Origin of the sequence: Salinisphaera sp. PC39, from assembly GCF_040361335.1 — a bacterium.
Taxonomy (GTDB): Bacteria; Pseudomonadota; Gammaproteobacteria; order Nevskiales; family Salinisphaeraceae; genus APNM01.
Genome location: NZ_APNM01000028.1, coordinates 1 through 16,001, shown reverse-complemented (window position 1 = coordinate 16,001; position 16,001 = coordinate 1). Strand labels below are relative to the sequence as shown.

The window sequence follows — 16,001 nt, the reverse complement described above, 5'->3', positions numbered from 1 at the left end:
AGCGCCGCCCCGCCCGGCCGGCCCCCCGCCCCGGTTGGACCTGGACCGGTGCTCTGGAATCCCCCTCACCCCGGCCCTCTCCCCGATGGGGAGAGGGGGCAAAGGAGGCTCGCCCCGACCTGACATAAGCTCCCTCTCCCCCGGTACGGGGGAGAGGGGGTACAGAGGGTTCTCTCCGACCGGATATGACTCCCTCTCCCCCGAGACGGGGGAGAGGGTTGGGGAGAGGGGGCTGGACCTGGATCGGCGCTCTGGAATCTCCCTCACCCCGGCCCTCTCCCCAGAGGGGAGAGGGGGAAGGGAAGCTCTACCCGGAGGGAAGAGAGGACAGGAGCCGTCGAGCCCTCAGAAATGCGCCAACGGGTCCGGTTCCAGCACCGCGTCCGCCCCGGCGGTCACGGCGCGGGCGTAGCCGGCGGCGCGCGGCAGCACCTGGGCGCCGTAGAACCGGGCCGCGGCCAGCTTGCCGCGGTAGAAGTCGGTCTCGGCGGTGCCGCCGTCCAGGGCCTGCTTCGCCGCCAGGGCGACGCGGGCCATCTGCCAGCCGCCGGTCACGTAGCCGGTCAGCATCATGTAGTTGAAGGCATTGGCCATGGCGGCGCCGGGGTCGTCCGCGCCCACCGCCAGCAGGCTGTCGGTGGCTTTGCGCAGGTCCGCCAGGGCCTCGCCGAGACCGTCGACGAGCGTGTCCAGCCCCTCGATGCCGGCCGCGTCCAGGCGCTCGCGTTCGCCCTGCATCTCGTCCAGCAGGGCGTTCATGGCCTCGCCGCGGTCGCGCAGCAGCTTGCGGCCCACCAGGTCCTGGGCCTGGATGCCGTTGGTGCCCTCGTAGATCGCGGCGATGCGGATATCGCGGTACTGCTGCGCGGCGCCGGTCTCCTCGATGAAGCCCATGCCGCCGTGCACCTGGATGCCGGTGGAGGCCAGATCGATGCCGAGCTCGGTGCCCCAGCCCTTGACCACCGGGATCAGCAGGTCGACCCGGGCCTGGGCGCGCCGGCGCTCGGCCTCGTCGGCGTGCCGCCGCGCCACGTCCATGTCCGCCGCGGACTGGTAGCTGAGCCCGCGCAACGCCTCGATCTGGCTCTTCATGCCCATGAGCATGCGGCGCACGTCCGGGTGGTGGACGATGGTCGCGCCCTGCGGGGCCTCCGGGTCCAGCGGCTTGCCCTGCACTCGGTCGCGGGCGTAGGCCAGCGCCTGCTGGTAGGCGCGGTCGGCCACGCCCAGGGCCTGCACGCCCATCTTGTGGCGGGCGGCGTTCATCATGGTGAACATGTGCGCCAGGCCGCGGTTGGGCTCGCCCACCAGGTAGCCGAGGGCGCCCTTGCCGTCCTCGCCGTAGGTCATGGTGCAGGTGGGGCTGCCGTGGATGCCCAGCTTGTGCTCGATGGAGGCGCAGCGCATGTCGTTGCGCTCGCCCAGGCTGCCGTCCTCGTTCACCAGGTACTTGGGCACCAGGAACAGCGAGATGCCCTTCACCCCGGGCGGCGCGTCCGGCAGCCGCGCCAGCACCAGGTGGACGATGTTCTCGGCGGCGTCGTGCTCGCCCCAGGTGATGTAGATCTTCTGGCCGAACAGCCGGTAGTGATCGCCCTCGGGCTCGGCGCGGCTGCGCAGGGCGCCGAGGTCGGAGCCGGCCTGCGGCTCGGTCAGGTCCATGGTGCCGGGCCACTCGCCGCTGACCATCTTGGTCAGGTAGACGGTCTTCTGCTCGTCGCTGCCGTGATGGGACAGCAGCTCGATGGCGCTGGCGGACAGCAGCGGGCACAGCGCGAACGACATGTTCGAGGCGTTCCACATCTCGTGGGCGGCGGCGCCCATCAGCGTGGGCATGCCCATGCCGCCCCAGTCGGGATCGCCGGTGAGGCTGTTCCAGCCGGCTTCGACGAACTGCCGGTAGGCGTCGGGGAAGCCGTCCGGGGTGGTGACCTCGCCGTCGGCCCAGCGCGCGCCCTGGGTGTCGCCGCTGCGGTTGAGCGGGCCCAGCACCTCGGAGGCGAAGCGTCCCGCCTCTTCCAGCACCGCGTTCACGGTGTCGGGCTCGAATTCCTCGCAGCCGGGCAGCGAGCGCACGCGCTCGATGTCGACCACTTCCTGCAGGGTGAAGGCGATGTCCCGCGTGGGGGCGCGATAGTCGGTCATGTCGGGTCCTGTTCTTGCTGTCGTATGGGGTTGCGGTTGGTCGCGTCGCTTGGGCGGTCAGGTCATTAGGTCGGCCTGCACCACCTCGATCCAGTAGCCGTCCGGGTCGCGGATGAAGGCGATGCCCTTCATCTTGCCGTCGTCGGGCCGCTTCACGAACTCGACGCCGAGGTCGTCGAAGCGTTCGCACGCGGCATATACGTCCGGCACGGTGATCGCGATGTGGCCGAAGCCCTGCGGCTCGGCGTTGCCGTCGTGGTAGGCGACATCCGCATCGTCCTCGGTGCCCCAGTTGTGGGTCAGCTCCAGGATCGCCTTCTGGCGGAACAGCCACTCGCTGCGCGCGCCGTCGTCCGCCGGCACCGCCTCGGCCTCGGCCTCGTCCACGAAGCCGAGGAAATACAAGGTGAAGGTCATCGCCTCGAAATCCAGGCGGCGCAGCAGGCGCATGCCCAATACCCGCGTATAGAAATCCAGCGAGCGCGCGGGATCCTTCACCCGCAGCATGGTGTGGTTGAGACGGAAGCCGCCCGTGGCCGCGTCCGGGTTCTCGCACAGGCCGGGCGCCTCTTCGAAATGGCGTGCGCTCATCTATTAACTCCTACGGAATGAACCACAGAGACACAGAGGGCACAGAGGAAAGACACAGGTTTGATATGGCATATCTTCTCTGTGTGCTCTGTGTCTCTGTGGTTAGCCTTCTTCATCCCCATTATCGCATTGCGACCCCACCAGGGGCTTCAGCGCCGGCCAGACCTTGGCCGCGATCGCCGGCTGCGCCGCCGCGTTGGGGTGGATGCCGTCCGCCTGCATCAGGGACTCGTCCAGGGCGATGCCCTCCAGCAGGAACGGCACGTACGCAACCGAAGCGGCCTCCGCCACCGTATCGAAGGCGGCGGCGAACGATTCCGTGTAGGCGGGGCCATAGTTCGGCGGGATACGCATGCCCAGCAGCAGCACCCGGGCGCCGGCCGCGCGCGCGGTCTCGACGATCGCCGCCAGGTTGGCGCGCAACTCGGCCACCGGCAGGCCGCGCAGGCCGTCGTTGCCGCCCAGCTCGATCACCACCACGCCCGGCTCGTGGCGGTCCAGCAGCTCGGGCAGGCGGCGCCGGCCGCCGGCGCTGGTCTCGCCGCTGACCGAGGCGTTGTGCACCGGCATGCCGGGGCATACTGTGTCCAGGCGCTCGCCCAGCGCATGGACCCAGCCGGCCTCGGGCGGCAGGCCGTAGCCGGCGCCGATGCTGTCGCCCAGCACCAGCACGCCGCCGGCCGCCGCCGGCAGGGCGACGCAGGACAGGACCGATGCCAGGACGAAGGACAGCAACGCACGCATGAACGACACTCCGATTCTCGCCGCCGAGGGCCTGGGCAAGAGCGTGCCCGGCCCCGACGGGCCCCTGATGTTACTGGATTCCATCGACCTGGCCGTGGCCCCGGCGGAGACCGTGGCCGTGCGCGGACCCTCCGGCAGCGGCAAATCCACCCTCCTGGGACTGCTCGCGGGCCTGGATGTGCCCTCCGCCGGCGGCGTGCGGCTGGACGGCGAGCCCTTCAGCACGCTCGACGAGGACGCCCGCGCCCGGCGCCGCGGCGCGGTCTGCGGCTTCGTGTTCCAGGCCTTCCACCTGGTGCCGGACCTGGACGCGCTGGAGAACGTGATGCTGCCGCTGGAGGTGGCCGGCCGCCGCGGCGCGCGCGAAGAGGCCGCGGCCTGGCTGGAACGGGTCGGCCTGGGCCACCGTCTGCGCCATTTCCCGGCCACCCTGTCCGGCGGGGAGCAGCAGCGCGTGGCCCTGGCCCGCGCCTTCGCCCCCCGGCCGCGGCTGCTGTTCGCGGACGAGCCCACCGGCAGCCTCGACCACGCCAACCGCGACCGCGTCGCCGACCTGCTGTTCGAACTCAACGCCGAAGCCGGTACCGCGCTGGTGCTGGTGACCCACGACGACGCCCTGGCGGCGCGTTGCGGGCGGACGCTGGACCTGGAGGCGGGAAGGCTCCATGCCTAGACAGCGGCGCAAAACCCATTGCCTAGCTCGCGAGGGAGATCGGCGCAAAACCCATTACTCCTTCTGCCACGCTTGTGGGGGAGATCGGCACAAAACCCATTACCCCCTCTCCCCCGCTCATGGGGGAGAGCGGCACAAAATCCATTACCCCCTCTCCCCCGCTTGCGGGGGAGAGGGCCGGGGTGAGGGGGCGGTTTCGCCATGACACACGCCCCGTTCCGCCCCTACCGCGACGGCGCCTTCCGCGTCCTGGCCCTGGCGGTGGCCCTGGCCGCGCTGGCGTTCGCGACCATGGTGCTGTTCCGCGCCGAGCTGCAGGCGCGGGTGGCGGAGCGCAGCGCCGAGACCCTGGGCGGGTCGCTGGTGCTGGAGGGCACCCGCGCGCCCGAGCCGGCGCAGACCGAAGTCCCGGACGGGGTGCGCCGGGCGGCGGCCCACACCTTCCCCACGGTGATCCTGGCCGGCGACGCCTCGCTGCTGGCGGGGGTGAAGGCGGTCACCGACGGCTACCCGCTGCTGGGTACGCTGTCGGTGGCGCCGGGGCGGTTCGCGGACGCCGTGCCCCGCGAGTCGGGGCCGGCGCCGGGCACGGTCTGGGTCGCGGACGCGGTGATCGACCGGCTGCCGGTGACGGTCGGCGACCGTATTGAAATCGGCCGCGCCGAACTCGAGATCGCGGGCGTGGTCCGGCGCGAGCCGGACCAGGGTGCCGCCTTCTACAGCGTCAATCCCCGCGTACTGATGCACGCGGATGACCTGCCCGCGGCCGACCTGCTCGGCCCCGGCAGCCGCGTGACCCACCGCACCCTGTTCGACGGCCCGCCGGCGGCCATCGCCGACCTGCGCGCGCGGCTGGCGGCGGACCTGCGTCCGGACCAATCGCTGCACGGCCCCGGCGACGCCGCGATCCGCGCCCTGGGGCCGCTGCAGCAGCTCGCCCTTTACGTGACCCTGGGCGTGCTGCTGGTGGTGCTGCTCTGCGGCGCGGCCGTGCACCTGGCCACCGCCCGGCGCGCCGCCCGCCGGGCGCGGCTCGCGGCCCTGCTGCGCACCTTCGGCGCCCCGCGCCGCCGGGTCGTGACCCGCCTGCTGGGCGGTGAACTGGTCGCGTTGGCGCCCGCGGCGACCCTGGGCGTGGCCGCCGGCACGGCGCTGATCCTCGCCGCGCGCGCGGCCCTCGGCTGGCACGGTCCGCTGGCCGCCGGGGCCGGTCACTGGCTGGCGGTCGCGGCCGGTCCCTTCGTCCTCTGGCTGGTGTTCGGGCTGCCGCAGATCCTGGGGTTGGCCCGGCGGCCGGTCGCCGGGCTGTTGCGCGGCGAGACCGGCGGCGTAGGCACGGCGGGGCAGGTCGCGTTCGCGGCCGGGCTGGGATCGCTGCTGGCGGTGTCGGCCTGGCTCACCGGCTCGCTCGCCGAGACCGGCATCCTGCTCGCGTTGCTGGTGGCGGCGGTGGTGGGCTTGCCGCTGCTGCTGTGGCCGGTGCTCAAGGGCCTGGACTGGCTCAGTCCGCGCCTGCCGCTGGCGACCCGGCTGGCCGTGCGCCGCCTGAGCCGGCGGCCCCGGATCGCGCTACCGCTGCTGGCCGCCCTGACCGTGTCGATGGCGGTGCTGGCACTGTCCGGCCAGGCCGGCCGCGAGCTGCTCGACGACTGGCGGGCGCGACTGCCCGAGAAGGCGCCCAACCATTTCGTGCTCAACGTCTTCGACCGCGACCTGCCGGCCCTGGACGCCTGGCTCGAACGCCACGACGCCATCGCCAAGCCGCGCTACCCCGTGGTCCGGGCGCGCCTGGTCGAGATCGACGGCAAGCCGGTGCGCGAGGCGGTCACCAAGGAAGTCCGGGAATCGGAGAATGCCCTCAACCGCGACCTGGTGCTCACCGAGACCGACAGCGTGCCGCCCAGCAACCGCGTGGCCGAGGGCGAATGGTTCGGGCCGGGGGCCGACGGCGGCGTCTCGGTCGAGCGCGAGCTGGCGCAGGCCCTGTCGCTGGAGATCGGCGACGAACTCACCTTCGTCGGCGCCGGCGGCACCCTACAGGCCCGCGTCACCAGCCTGCGCGAGGTGGACTGGGAAAGCTTCGCCCCCAACTTCTACTTCATCTTCGCCCCGGGCAGCCTGCCCGAATCGCAGATCACCTGGCTCACCAGCTTCTGGCTGCCCCCGGGCGACGGCGCCCGCCTGGCCGAGCTGCTGCGCGAGATGCCCCAGGCCACGGTGCTCGACGTCGAGGCCCTGCTGGATCGCGCCCAGGCCGTGATCTCCCAGGCCACCCGCGCCACCGGCCTGCTGGCCCTGCTGCTCATGGGCGCCGCCCTGCTGGTGCTGGCCGCCGCGCTGCTCGCCATGGCCGAGGCCCGCGCCCGCGACAACGCCCTGCTGCGCGCCCTGGGCGCCGACAGCCGCCTGCTGCGCCGCGTCGCCTGGCGCGAGTCCCTGGCCTGGGGCGCCTTCGCCGGTACTACCGCCACCGCGGCCGTCTTCGCCGCCCTGGTCCCGCTCGGCAACCTGCTCCTGGACGGCACGCTCCCCTGGTCCGCATGGCAGGCCCTCCCGGCCCTGGCCGCCCTGGCCGTCGCCGCCGCCGGCACCCGCCTAGGCCGCGCCGCCCGCCGCACCCCGCCCATGCGCTTGCTGGCCGACGCCTAGTGCCCCGGATCAGGCCCGGAAAAGGCCCGAACCCGACTGATCGTCATCCCGGAAAGCCCGGAGGGCTTGTCCGGGAACCAGCGAAGCATTCGACGGTGTCCGGCAGGAATTGCCTTCGTTCCGCTTTAGCGTCCCGCGTTTGGAAGCGATTGTCAGTCCCTTCTCCCCCGAGGGGAGAAGGCCAGGATGAGGGGCTTTGGGCACGCGTTTGTGCCCCTGGAAATCCCGACCGAGCGCTGCTAGCGTTCAATTATCAACCGATGATAACGAAAGCCATCGGCTCGACATGAAAGCCAAAGTCATGAAAGTCGGCATCATTTCGTCGAGCGACTATCGTCGGCGAACGCTCGCCATGGCGCGGAGCGAATACCGGACGAACCCGAGGAAATGGCGGGTGCCTGAGTGAAGCATAAGGCCATCGGTATCGGTGCAAAGTCATTGATACTCGCGGCCCTGCTCGCTGCGACGACAACGTCTCATGCCGGCGCCGACCAACTGGCCGTCACCTGTCCCGAAACCGCCCTGAAGCCGGCCGCGGACGACCCCCTCCCGGCCTTCCTCCGGGAGCGTGCCGCCCCGGCCGAATCCGGATCGGACCGCCGCCGCATCGCCTTCCGCGCGACCGATCCGCCGGAAGCCCTGCACCGCGCCACCCTGCACTGCAGCCGCCGGGCGCTATCGGATAAAGGCAAGTCCGTCATCGCGGCACATCTGTCCGGCAAGTTCACCGAAGGCCTCCTGTCGCCGATGGGCGCGGTCGTCACCGCCCTCCTGGATGCCCAGAAGGCAACCGGCCGCAAGTTCGAGGACGTCACCCTGTCCCTGCATTCCCGCGGCGGCGACATGAACGTCGCCGAGGCCCTGGGCAGCGGCCTGTTCCGCATGGACCTGCGCCTGACCACAGTCGTGCGCGAAGACGACCTCTGCATCAGCGCCTGCGTCCTGCTGCTGGCGGCGGGTGACGAACGCAACATTGAGGGCAAGGTCGGCATCCACCGCATGTACTTCCGCCGGGGCAGTCCCCTCACGGGCAACGAGGCGGTCTACGACGAAGCGCTGCAAAACCTGCGGCAGTATTTCGACAAGGTCGGCATCGACCCGGCGATCGTGGACGCCATGCTCGACGTCGAGTCGGACGATGTGCATTATCTGACCAAGGACGAATTGGCACGCTACGGATTCGCCGGCCGGGGCGATTAGCAACAGCGTGCCGGCACGGAAGCGAGGACAGTCACGGACGACAAGACATGAAACCCCGCATCAGCCTCATCACCCTGGGAGTGATCGACCTCGAACGGTCGATCCGCTACGAACAGGGTTTCGGTCTCCCCAGGATGGAATCCCCGCCCGAGGCCGCCTTCTTTTCCTTCAACGGCACCTGGGGCTCAGCCTCTATGGCCGACAGGCCTTGGCCGAGGATGCTGGAGCGATTTCGGAGGTATCGTGATCGTGAATGTGAACGATATCGCCTGTACCCAAAGCGAGGGGTTCTGTCTGGTTTTTGTTGCTAATGAGAGGTAACTCGAAAGGAGTGTCGAGAATGAAGAGATTTCAGGGAATGATCGTTGTCGCATTCGTATTGGCGGGATGTGCCGGTGTCGAAATCGAACCAATATCGCCAGAGCAGGCGACTGCGGCCCACACCGCAAATAGTGCTATAAACGGCTATATCGTATATGAGCCGCTCGTGGCCGTGGAGGTGAGCAAGCAAAACGTCTGCGTGGAAAAAGATAGTGAAGGCAAATGCTCGGAATACGTAAGCCGCTGTAGTGCTGGAGCGCCTTTTGTTTTGCCGGACTATTCGAAGCCATATCGAGTTGAAATCAAGTCCGGGTTTGGGAAGTCGGGAGCAGAGGTCTCCATTGCCGATGGATGGCGTCTCGAAAATGTTAAGGATTCCTCTGACAACACGGCCGTTCTGGGAACACTTGAAAAGATTCTTGGGATAGAGACGGCTCCCGTCGAGGAATGCAAATCGCCGGGATTGTATCGAGTGAATCTAGTCAATGGGGGTATCGAGCTATCGAAGCTTCTCTGGTACTGATGCCAACAGGCAGACGCTCTTGTTGTGCGCCAATAGATGGAATACAGATTGAACTCCGTTCTCGAGGCCGAAAATTGCTGCTCAAACCAGTAAGGATTTGAGAGGGTCAGTCAAAACCTTCTCAAAATCGCGAAATTTTGAGAAGGTTATTTTTTGACTAGGTATTACCTTCTCGAAAAGCACCGGCCTGGGCGCGAAAACTATTACATCAATCGGGAATTGGTTCGCCTGCCGTTCGAATTGCCGCCTATGAACATCGAAGGCATGGATGAACACTCCACCCGGATTGCAACGCAATAAGCGCCGGTTAATCGCCTCGGAAAGCCTAGTATGTCGGCGCCGATGACCAGTCCGAAGGCAATTGCCTGCATGAACGACTGATAGATGCCGACCCGGCGATCATGGATGCCGTGCTCGACCTTGAGTCGGACGATGTGCATTATCTGAGCAAGGACGAATTGACACGCTACGGATTCGCCGGCCGGGGCGATTAGCAACAGCGTCCCGGCACGGAAAGCGAGGACAGTCATGGAAGACGAAACGTGAAACCCCGCATCAGTCTCATCACCCTGGGCGTGGCCGACCTCCAACGGTCGATCCGTTTCTACGAAAAGGGTCTCGGCCTGCCCAGGATGGAATCCCCGCCCGAGGTCGCCTTCTTCCCCCTGAACGGCACCTGGCTCGGCCTATACGGCCGACAGGCCTTGGCCGAGGACGCCGGCGTCTCCCCGCAAAGCAGCGGCTTCGCGGGCATCACCATCGCCCACAACGTCACCTCCGAGGCCGAAGTCGACAGCCTCCTGCGCCAGGCCGTCGCCGCCGGCGCCACGCTGATCAAGCCCGCACAAAAAACCGATTGGGGCGGCTACTCGGGATACTTCGCCGATCCGGACGGGCATCTGTGGGAGATCGCCCATAACCCGCTTTTTTGGGTTGGGCCGGTGGATGAGAGTGATGAGGTGTCGGGCTGAGGGGTGGTCGTGTCATTGGAACGGGGAAAACAGAAGTCGCGATCATATGAGTTCAGAGTTCACATATGAAGAGCTAGCAAGGCTCGCCCAGCGATTTCTCGCTGAGCGTCCGGTCGTCGTGCTAGGTACGGGGGCCACGATTCCTCATGGTCTCCCGTCCATGTCAGCTCTTGCCGACGGGCTGCTGACCTCCATCACGGACACCCCCGAGGGCTGGGATGCCTTTGCCGAGTGTTTGCTCGCGACAAAAGACCTTGAGCAAGCCCTTCACGATGTGCCGCTGCCCCAGGACACTGTCGAGAAGCTGGTTCGGGCAACCTGGGAGATTGTTTCCGCAAAAGACATCGGACTTTACAATCAGCTCCTGAAAGGCGAAGTGGCCTTTCCGCTATCCGACTTGTTCGCCTACCTTCTGCGAACTGCGGACTCTCATCTCCAGGTTGTAACCACGAATTACGACCGCGTTGCGGAGTATGCTGCGAACGCAGTCGGTGCGTATGCGTCTACGGGCGTTACCGCCGGATGGCTTCAGCGTTTTGTCGCAACGTCCGTTGATCGAGAGCGAGAGCCTTCACCCGGATTTGAGGGAATTGTGACAATCCTCAAGGTTCACGGCTCACTCGACTGGTTTCGTGATGCTACGGACGACGTGATAGCGGTTCCCCTTGCACAAGCGGTTCCTGAGCAGATGAAGCCCCTTGTCGTAACTCCCGGCGTTAGCAAGTACAGGGAGGTCCACAAGGACCCTTTCCGAACCGTGATGAGCGCGGCTGATACCGTTCTCCGCAAAGCTACGTGCTATGTGTGCATCGGATACGGTTTCAACGACGAGCATGTACAGCCTGTGCTGGTGAACCGTGTCATGAAAGACGACATTCCTCTCGTTGTCGTCACCAAGGAACTCACGACGCAAACCAGAACTGCTTTTTTGAACCAACCGCCGAAACGGTTCCTGTTCGTGGAGGAAGCTCCTAACGGTACCATGGTGTACACACCGAACGACCCCGGCGGCGTTGTCTTGGATGGTGCGTCCGTCTGGCAATTGCAGAACTTCATGAACATGATCATCGGAGAAGGGGGCGGTTAGCGAATGCCGATTTTCGACTATAACGCCGACGACGCCATCGGTTCGGTGTACAGCGTGGACACCGGCACGGTTCTGGTTAGTGTCTCAGATGTCGATGCACTTCGCGGGATGCAGGTCAATCATCTTGTCGTTCTGCGCAGTTCGCGCGCGGGCCAACACTTGATTGGGCTGATCAACAAGATCATGCGCAAGGCCCTCGTTGGGGTAAGTGAGAACGAGCAGGACGGTGACGAGATTCAGGACGAGCGTGCTGTCGTCGAAAACATCGTCCGCGTAACACTCATCGGCACTCTTGTTGATGCCGTCGGCACCGAGCAGAATGTCTTCCGGCGCACACTCGAGACGGTACCCGAGATTGATGCGCCATGTTTCATGTTAGGCGGCGAAAGGCTCACGGCGTTCATGCGTGCGATTTCGAAGCAAATTGTCGAGGGCCAGGAGCCGCTGAGTCTGGGCAAATATACGCTCGACGAGGAAGCCGACGCTTGGATTGACGGAAACCGCTTCTTCCAGCGCCATGCTGTTGTGGTCGGTAGCACAGGGTCCGGGAAGTCGTGGACGGTTGCCCGAATACTTGAGCAGGTCGCCAAGCTACCTAACGCTAGCGCTATCCTTTTTGATATTCACGGTGAGTACAGCACATTGGACGGTAACGGCATCAGCCAACTGAAAGTGGCTGGGCCGGGCGATTTAGCCGCAGGCAGAACCCTCACGGATGGCGTGCTCTATCTACCCTATTGGCTGCTGACGTATGAGGAAATGCTCGCCATGCTCCTTGACCGGAGCGACCAAAATGCGCCCAATCAGGCGATGGTGTTCAATCGCGAGGTGATTGGCGCGAAACGGACCTACCTTGAAGAAAATGAAAAAAAAGACGTGTTGGCCAATTTCACCATTGATAGCCCAGTCCCCTATAGCATCGAAGCCGTTCTGGCAAAGCTTTATGCATGCGATACCGAGATGGTCCCGGGCGCGGGCAACCGAGACAAGCAGGGACCTTTTCATGGAAAGCTGACACGATTCATTCAGCGACTTGAGTCCAAGATCGCGGACCGCCGCCTTGGTTTCCTTTTTAGTGCGGGCGACGACGCTATGCGGTACGAATGGATGCAGGAACTCGCGACTATCTTACTTGGCAGCACTACGGTCCGGGGGGTGGGAGGCGTCAAGATTATCGACTTTTCGGAGGTTCCCTCCGACATCCTGCCCCTGATTATCGGCCTGGTGGCGCGTGTTGTCTTCTCGGTCCAGCAATGGACCGAGAAGGACAGACAACATCCGGTTGCGTTGCTCTGTGACGAAGCCCACCTCTATATTCCGGAACGGCATGAATCCGGTGTCTCCGAAGAGGGACTGAAATCATTTGAGCGCATCGCAAAGGAGGGGCGGAAGTACGGTGTTGGACTGACCGTTATCAGTCAGCGTCCGGCGGAAGTGAATCGAACGGTATTGAGCCAGTGCAATAACTTCGTGGCGATGCGTTTGACCAACGCGGAAGATCAAGCGGTCATCCGTCGTTTAATGCCGGACACACTCGGGAGCTTCGCGGAACTCTTGCCGATTCTGGACATCGGTGAAGCTTTGGTAGTTGGTGACGCGGCTATCTTACCCAGCCGCATCCGCATTGACGAGCCGACCAAGCGACCGACCAGCGCAACGGTGGATTTCTGGGATCGCTGGGCGGAAGAAGCCATTGAGAGCGGAATCGTAGATGGTGTCGAGGCACTTAGAAAGCAGCAAACGACAAAAGCATGAGAGTGTCAGTATACCGCTAACAAGGCGCTGCAGTAGATGCGTTGGCGTGCGTTGCTGAGCAGTCAAAGTAAGTGCGCGAAGTCGACCTCCCAACGAGTAGTCCGGAGCCCTTCACCATGGAATGGCCGAAAGAGACCCAGACCATATGAGTTCCGGGCAGCAGAATAGGCAACTAAAGCAATCAGATTCAATAATTATTGTATTTAATGCACCATCCCCGGAATAGGGGCTATATTTGCGAGACACATAGTTGCCAAGCATATTCAGCCAAGCCGAGTTCGGGAAGGTGCGGTGTTATACGAATTCTCCGATATTCGTATCAGAAATATCTATACCCGTACGATGCATTCTATGGGGATGAATAAAGACCTCTTATGGAAAAGTTTAAAACACTGAAACTGAATGGCTGGCGCCAATTTGAGGACGTCGAAATAAGTTTCGACAAGCAGACGACCGTGCTAACTGGCGCAAACGGGTGTGGAAAAACAACAATCCTTAATGTTTTAAGTAAACATTTTGGTTGGAGTATTAATTTTTCTGCTACTCCTTTCATTGGAAAGAAGAAGAAGAAGAAAATATTCTCTGATCTCAAAAGGATTATAGACCGAGAGGAGCCGACGGACGCCGCCGAGCCGGTAGGTAATATTGTTTACGAAAGTGGAGAAGTCTGCCAACTCCGAATACCGCCTAATAGCACTCAAAATCCTCAATATCAGTTGCAGTACGGCAATCAAAAGCAAGTTGTTGGTTTGAATATACCATCACATAGGCCCGCGATTTCATTCCAAAACATCGACAACTTGCCAGTTAATCCAAAGACCAATCAGCAACAATACCAGGAATTCCAGCAATTGCTTCTGCAGACCTATGGTTCTGCCAATGTCCGAAACCCCGGAGTGATATTGAAGCAATCATTGATTTCATTGGCTCTCTTTGGTTATGGCAATGAGGCCGTTCAAGAGAACGAAGAAGAGCTATGCTCAATCGTGGTGTATAGGCGAGTTTGAAACAGGCGGCGTATCCGGCTGGAATGGAAGTACCAACGACCACCCAGCCATGAAGGATACGCCATGGAATACGATACGCATGAGCTCGATACAAGGCCAGCAACCGGCGTCGACGATCCGCTCACCGAGCTGCTGCGCCGCGGCGCACGCGATTTGCTGAGGCAAGCCGTGGAAGCCGAGCTGCAAACCTTTCTGGACGACACCGCCGGCCGTCGGTTGCCCGATGGGCGCCGGGCCGTGGTGCGCAACGGCCATCAGCCCGAGCGTACGCTCCAGACCGGTATCGGCGAGGTGCCGGTGCGGCTGCCCAAAACCCGGGATCGCTCCGGTGGTGGCCTGCGCTTTCATTCGGGTTTGTTGCCGCCTTATCTGCGACGCACCCGCTCGATCGAGGAGTTGTTGCCGTGGCTCTATCTCAAAGGGATCTCGACCGGTGATTTCGCCGAGGCGTTGACGGCTCTGCTCGGCGACGGCGCGGCCGGGCTGTCGGCGGGCACGTTGTCGCGACTCAAGCAGAAGTGGCGCGTCGAATACGACGCATGGCACCAGCGCGATTTGTCCGCCCATCGTTACTTGTACTGGTGGGCCGACGGCGTGCACTTCAACCTCCGAGGCGATGACACGCGCGCCTGTCTGCTGGTGATCGTCGGCGTACTGTCCGATGGCACCAAGGAGTTCGTCGCCATTGACGACGGGGTGCGCGAGTCCACGCAGAGTTGGTATGAATTGCTGGTTCATCTGCGCGATCGCCAGGGGCTGACCACCGTGCCGCAGCTGGCGATCGGTGATGGCGCGCTGGGCTTCTGGAACGCGGTGTCCCAGGTGTATCCACCCACGCGCCACCAGCGCTGCTGGGTGCACAAGACCGCGAATGTCCTCAACAAGCTGCCGAAAAAAGCGCAGCCCAAGGCCAAATCAGCGCTTCAGGCCGTCTGGATGGCCGAGACCCGCGCCGACGCGGAATGCGCTTTTGACGCCTTTGTCGCGGCCTATGAAAACAAGTACCCGAAGGCGACCGACTGCCTGATCAAGGACCGCGCCGAGCTGTTGACGTTCTACGACTTTCCCGGCGCGCACTGGCAATCGATCCGCACCACCAACCCGATCGAATCGACGTTTGCCACGGTGCGCCTGCGCACCGCCAAGACACGCGGCTGCGTGAGTCGCGACACGATCCTGGGCCTGACGTTCAAGCTCGGCCAGAGCGCGGCGAAACGCTGGCGCCGGCTGCGCGGCTATCAATGGCTCGAAAAGCTCGACCAGGGCGTCACATTCATCGATGGCATCGAGCACCCTGGGCCGACAACCAATGACCAGCCGGAGGCCGCCTGATTCAAACTCCATACACCACTATTGACTATATCTCAACGAAGAATACAAAAAGCTTTTTCTCGGGTTTCAAGAAATCCTTCGAACACTTCTTCCCGAAAATATTGGTTTTGAGAAATTGGAAATACGTATGCCAGACGTTGTGCTGGTTACAAAGTCCGGCGAGTTCTCCTTGTCAGCTATGTCCGGCGGTGTTAATTCGCTTTTTGGGATCGCTTGGCAAATTCACATGTATGGTGCCGATAAAAATGGTTGCACCGTAATTCTTGATGAGCCTGAAAATCACCTTCATCCGAGTATGCAGAGGAGTTTGCTTCCTAATTTAGCGAAGGCCTTTCCTAGTTATAAATTCATTATTGCCACTCATAGTCCCTTTATTGTGAGCTCAAATCCCGATGCTAGTGTTTATGGTCTCGTATACAACGAAAACCGACGAGTAGTGAGCCAGCATCTTGGGCGGGCAGATTTGGCTGGGTCACCCAACAAAGTCTTGCGCGAAATTCTAGATGTGCCAACGACTCTTCCAATATGGGTAGAGAAGAGAATTAGCGAGATTCTAGAGAAGTATGAGGGTGGTCCGGACTCTGAAGAAAGAGTATCTGCTATGTTCGACGAGCTGAAGGAGTCAGGTCTCAACGATCTGCTATCTATCTACGACTTCGGCAACAATAAGTAATGTGTTATGCGTAACTTGGATAAGCTTCAAGAGCCGGCTGTGTTGGAGGAGTATAGTGCTCAATGGCTTCAGGATTATGTAGAAAATCCAGGAAGTTCTAATAAAAAATATAAGTATCGGCATCCAGATATAAAGAAACAGCTAAAAGACGAAACAGGATTTAAGTGCGTGTATTGTGAAAGCAAAATTGGCCACAATACTCCTGGCGATATAGAGCATAAAGTGCCTTCTTCTAGAGATATTGAGCTCCACTTCTTTTGGGAAAATTTAACAATTGCTTGCACTGCTGTCCGGGGAATCTTTGAGTCATGCAAGATAATCCCATAGCTA

15 protein-coding genes and 1 pseudogene are annotated in these 16,001 nt (G+C 62.7%); 12 read left to right on the top strand and 4 right to left on the bottom strand.

The window, feature by feature from the left end; translation table 11 throughout:
- Positions 1-345: 345 nt before the first annotated feature.
- From PC39_RS16510 to PC39_RS16500, 3 genes are all read right to left on the bottom strand, one after another.
- The gene (locus PC39_RS16510; RefSeq protein ID WP_353254516.1) at positions 346-2,145 is read right to left on the bottom strand and encodes an acyl-CoA dehydrogenase; all 1,800 of its coding nucleotides are present in this window, start codon (positions 2,143-2,145) and stop codon (positions 346-348) included.
- A 57-nt stretch (positions 2,146-2,202) separates the two neighbouring features.
- Positions 2,203-2,736 carry a lactoylglutathione lyase gene (gene gloA, locus PC39_RS16505; protein ID WP_353254515.1) on the bottom strand — a complete coding sequence of 178 codons (534 nt, stop codon included), beginning with the start codon at positions 2,734-2,736 and terminating at the stop codon, positions 2,203-2,205.
- 102 nt (positions 2,737-2,838) lie between these two features.
- On the bottom strand, positions 2,839-3,480 hold the full coding sequence (locus tag PC39_RS16500) for an arylesterase (RefSeq protein WP_353254514.1): 642 nt from the start codon (positions 3,478-3,480) through the stop codon (positions 2,839-2,841).
- On the opposite strand from PC39_RS16500, the gene PC39_RS16495 reads away from it, so the two are divergent.
- The 5 genes and pseudogenes from PC39_RS16495 to PC39_RS16475 all read left to right on the top strand — a co-directional run bounded on the left by PC39_RS16495 (position 3,479) and on the right by PC39_RS16475 (position 8,846).
- On the top strand, positions 3,479-4,153 hold the full coding sequence (locus PC39_RS16495) for an ABC transporter ATP-binding protein (protein WP_353254513.1): 675 nt from the start codon (positions 3,479-3,481) through the stop codon (positions 4,151-4,153). The two genes, PC39_RS16500 and PC39_RS16495, sit on opposite strands and share 2 nt — an antisense overlap.
- Positions 4,154-4,354: 201 nt before the next feature.
- On the top strand, positions 4,355-6,802 hold the full coding sequence (locus tag PC39_RS16490) for an ABC transporter permease (protein WP_353254512.1): 2,448 nt from the start codon (positions 4,355-4,357) through the stop codon (positions 6,800-6,802).
- 402 nt (positions 6,803-7,204) lie between these two features.
- Positions 7,205-8,002, top strand: coding sequence for a COG3904 family protein (locus tag PC39_RS16485; protein WP_353254511.1), 798 nt, complete (start codon positions 7,205-7,207; stop codon positions 8,000-8,002).
- Between the two features lie 47 nt (positions 8,003-8,049).
- A pseudogene (locus PC39_RS16480) lies at positions 8,050-8,228 on the top strand (VOC family protein); the annotation flags it as partial.
- Positions 8,229-8,342: 114 nt separating this feature from the next.
- Positions 8,343-8,846, top strand: a complete 504-nt coding sequence (locus PC39_RS16475) for a hypothetical protein (RefSeq protein WP_353254510.1) — start codon at positions 8,343-8,345, stop codon at positions 8,844-8,846.
- 203 nt (positions 8,847-9,049) lie between these two features.
- Here the strand turns inward: PC39_RS16475 and PC39_RS16470 are convergent, their stop codons facing one another.
- Entirely contained in the window at positions 9,050-9,376 is a 327-nt protein-coding gene (locus tag PC39_RS16470) for a hypothetical protein (RefSeq protein ID WP_353254509.1), read from the bottom strand.
- 12 nt (positions 9,377-9,388) lie between these two features.
- Between PC39_RS16470 and PC39_RS16465 the strand changes: the two genes are divergently transcribed.
- The 7 genes from PC39_RS16465 to PC39_RS16435 all read left to right on the top strand — a co-directional run bounded on the left by PC39_RS16465 (position 9,389) and on the right by PC39_RS16435 (position 15,998).
- The gene (locus PC39_RS16465) at positions 9,389-9,817 is read left to right on the top strand and encodes a VOC family protein (RefSeq protein WP_353254508.1); all 429 of its coding nucleotides are present in this window, start codon (positions 9,389-9,391) and stop codon (positions 9,815-9,817) included.
- A gap of 46 nt (positions 9,818-9,863) precedes the next feature.
- Positions 9,864-10,904: an SIR2 family protein gene (locus tag PC39_RS16460; protein ID WP_353254507.1), complete on the top strand. Its 1,041-nt coding sequence runs from the start codon at positions 9,864-9,866 to the stop codon at positions 10,902-10,904.
- Between the two features lie 3 nt (positions 10,905-10,907).
- Positions 10,908-12,659, top strand: a complete 1,752-nt coding sequence (locus PC39_RS16455; RefSeq protein WP_353254506.1) for an ATP-binding protein — start codon at positions 10,908-10,910, stop codon at positions 12,657-12,659.
- Positions 12,660-13,033: 374 nt separating this feature from the next.
- Complete coding sequence (locus tag PC39_RS16450; RefSeq protein ID WP_353254505.1) at positions 13,034-13,666, top strand: AAA family ATPase; 633 nt, start codon at positions 13,034-13,036, stop codon at positions 13,664-13,666.
- Positions 13,667-13,729: 63 nt separating this feature from the next.
- Positions 13,730-14,998 (top strand): IS256 family transposase, encoded by a 1,269-nt coding sequence (locus PC39_RS16445; protein WP_353254504.1) that lies wholly within the window; start codon positions 13,730-13,732, stop codon positions 14,996-14,998.
- Positions 14,999-15,125: 127 nt separating this feature from the next.
- The gene (locus PC39_RS16440) at positions 15,126-15,671 is read left to right on the top strand and encodes an AAA family ATPase (RefSeq protein ID WP_353254503.1); all 546 of its coding nucleotides are present in this window, start codon (positions 15,126-15,128) and stop codon (positions 15,669-15,671) included.
- A gap of 6 nt (positions 15,672-15,677) precedes the next feature.
- Positions 15,678-15,998 carry an HNH endonuclease gene (locus tag PC39_RS16435; RefSeq protein ID WP_353254502.1) on the top strand — a complete coding sequence of 107 codons (321 nt, stop codon included), beginning with the start codon at positions 15,678-15,680 and terminating at the stop codon, positions 15,996-15,998.
- The last annotated feature ends 3 nt before the right edge of the window (positions 15,999-16,001 follow it).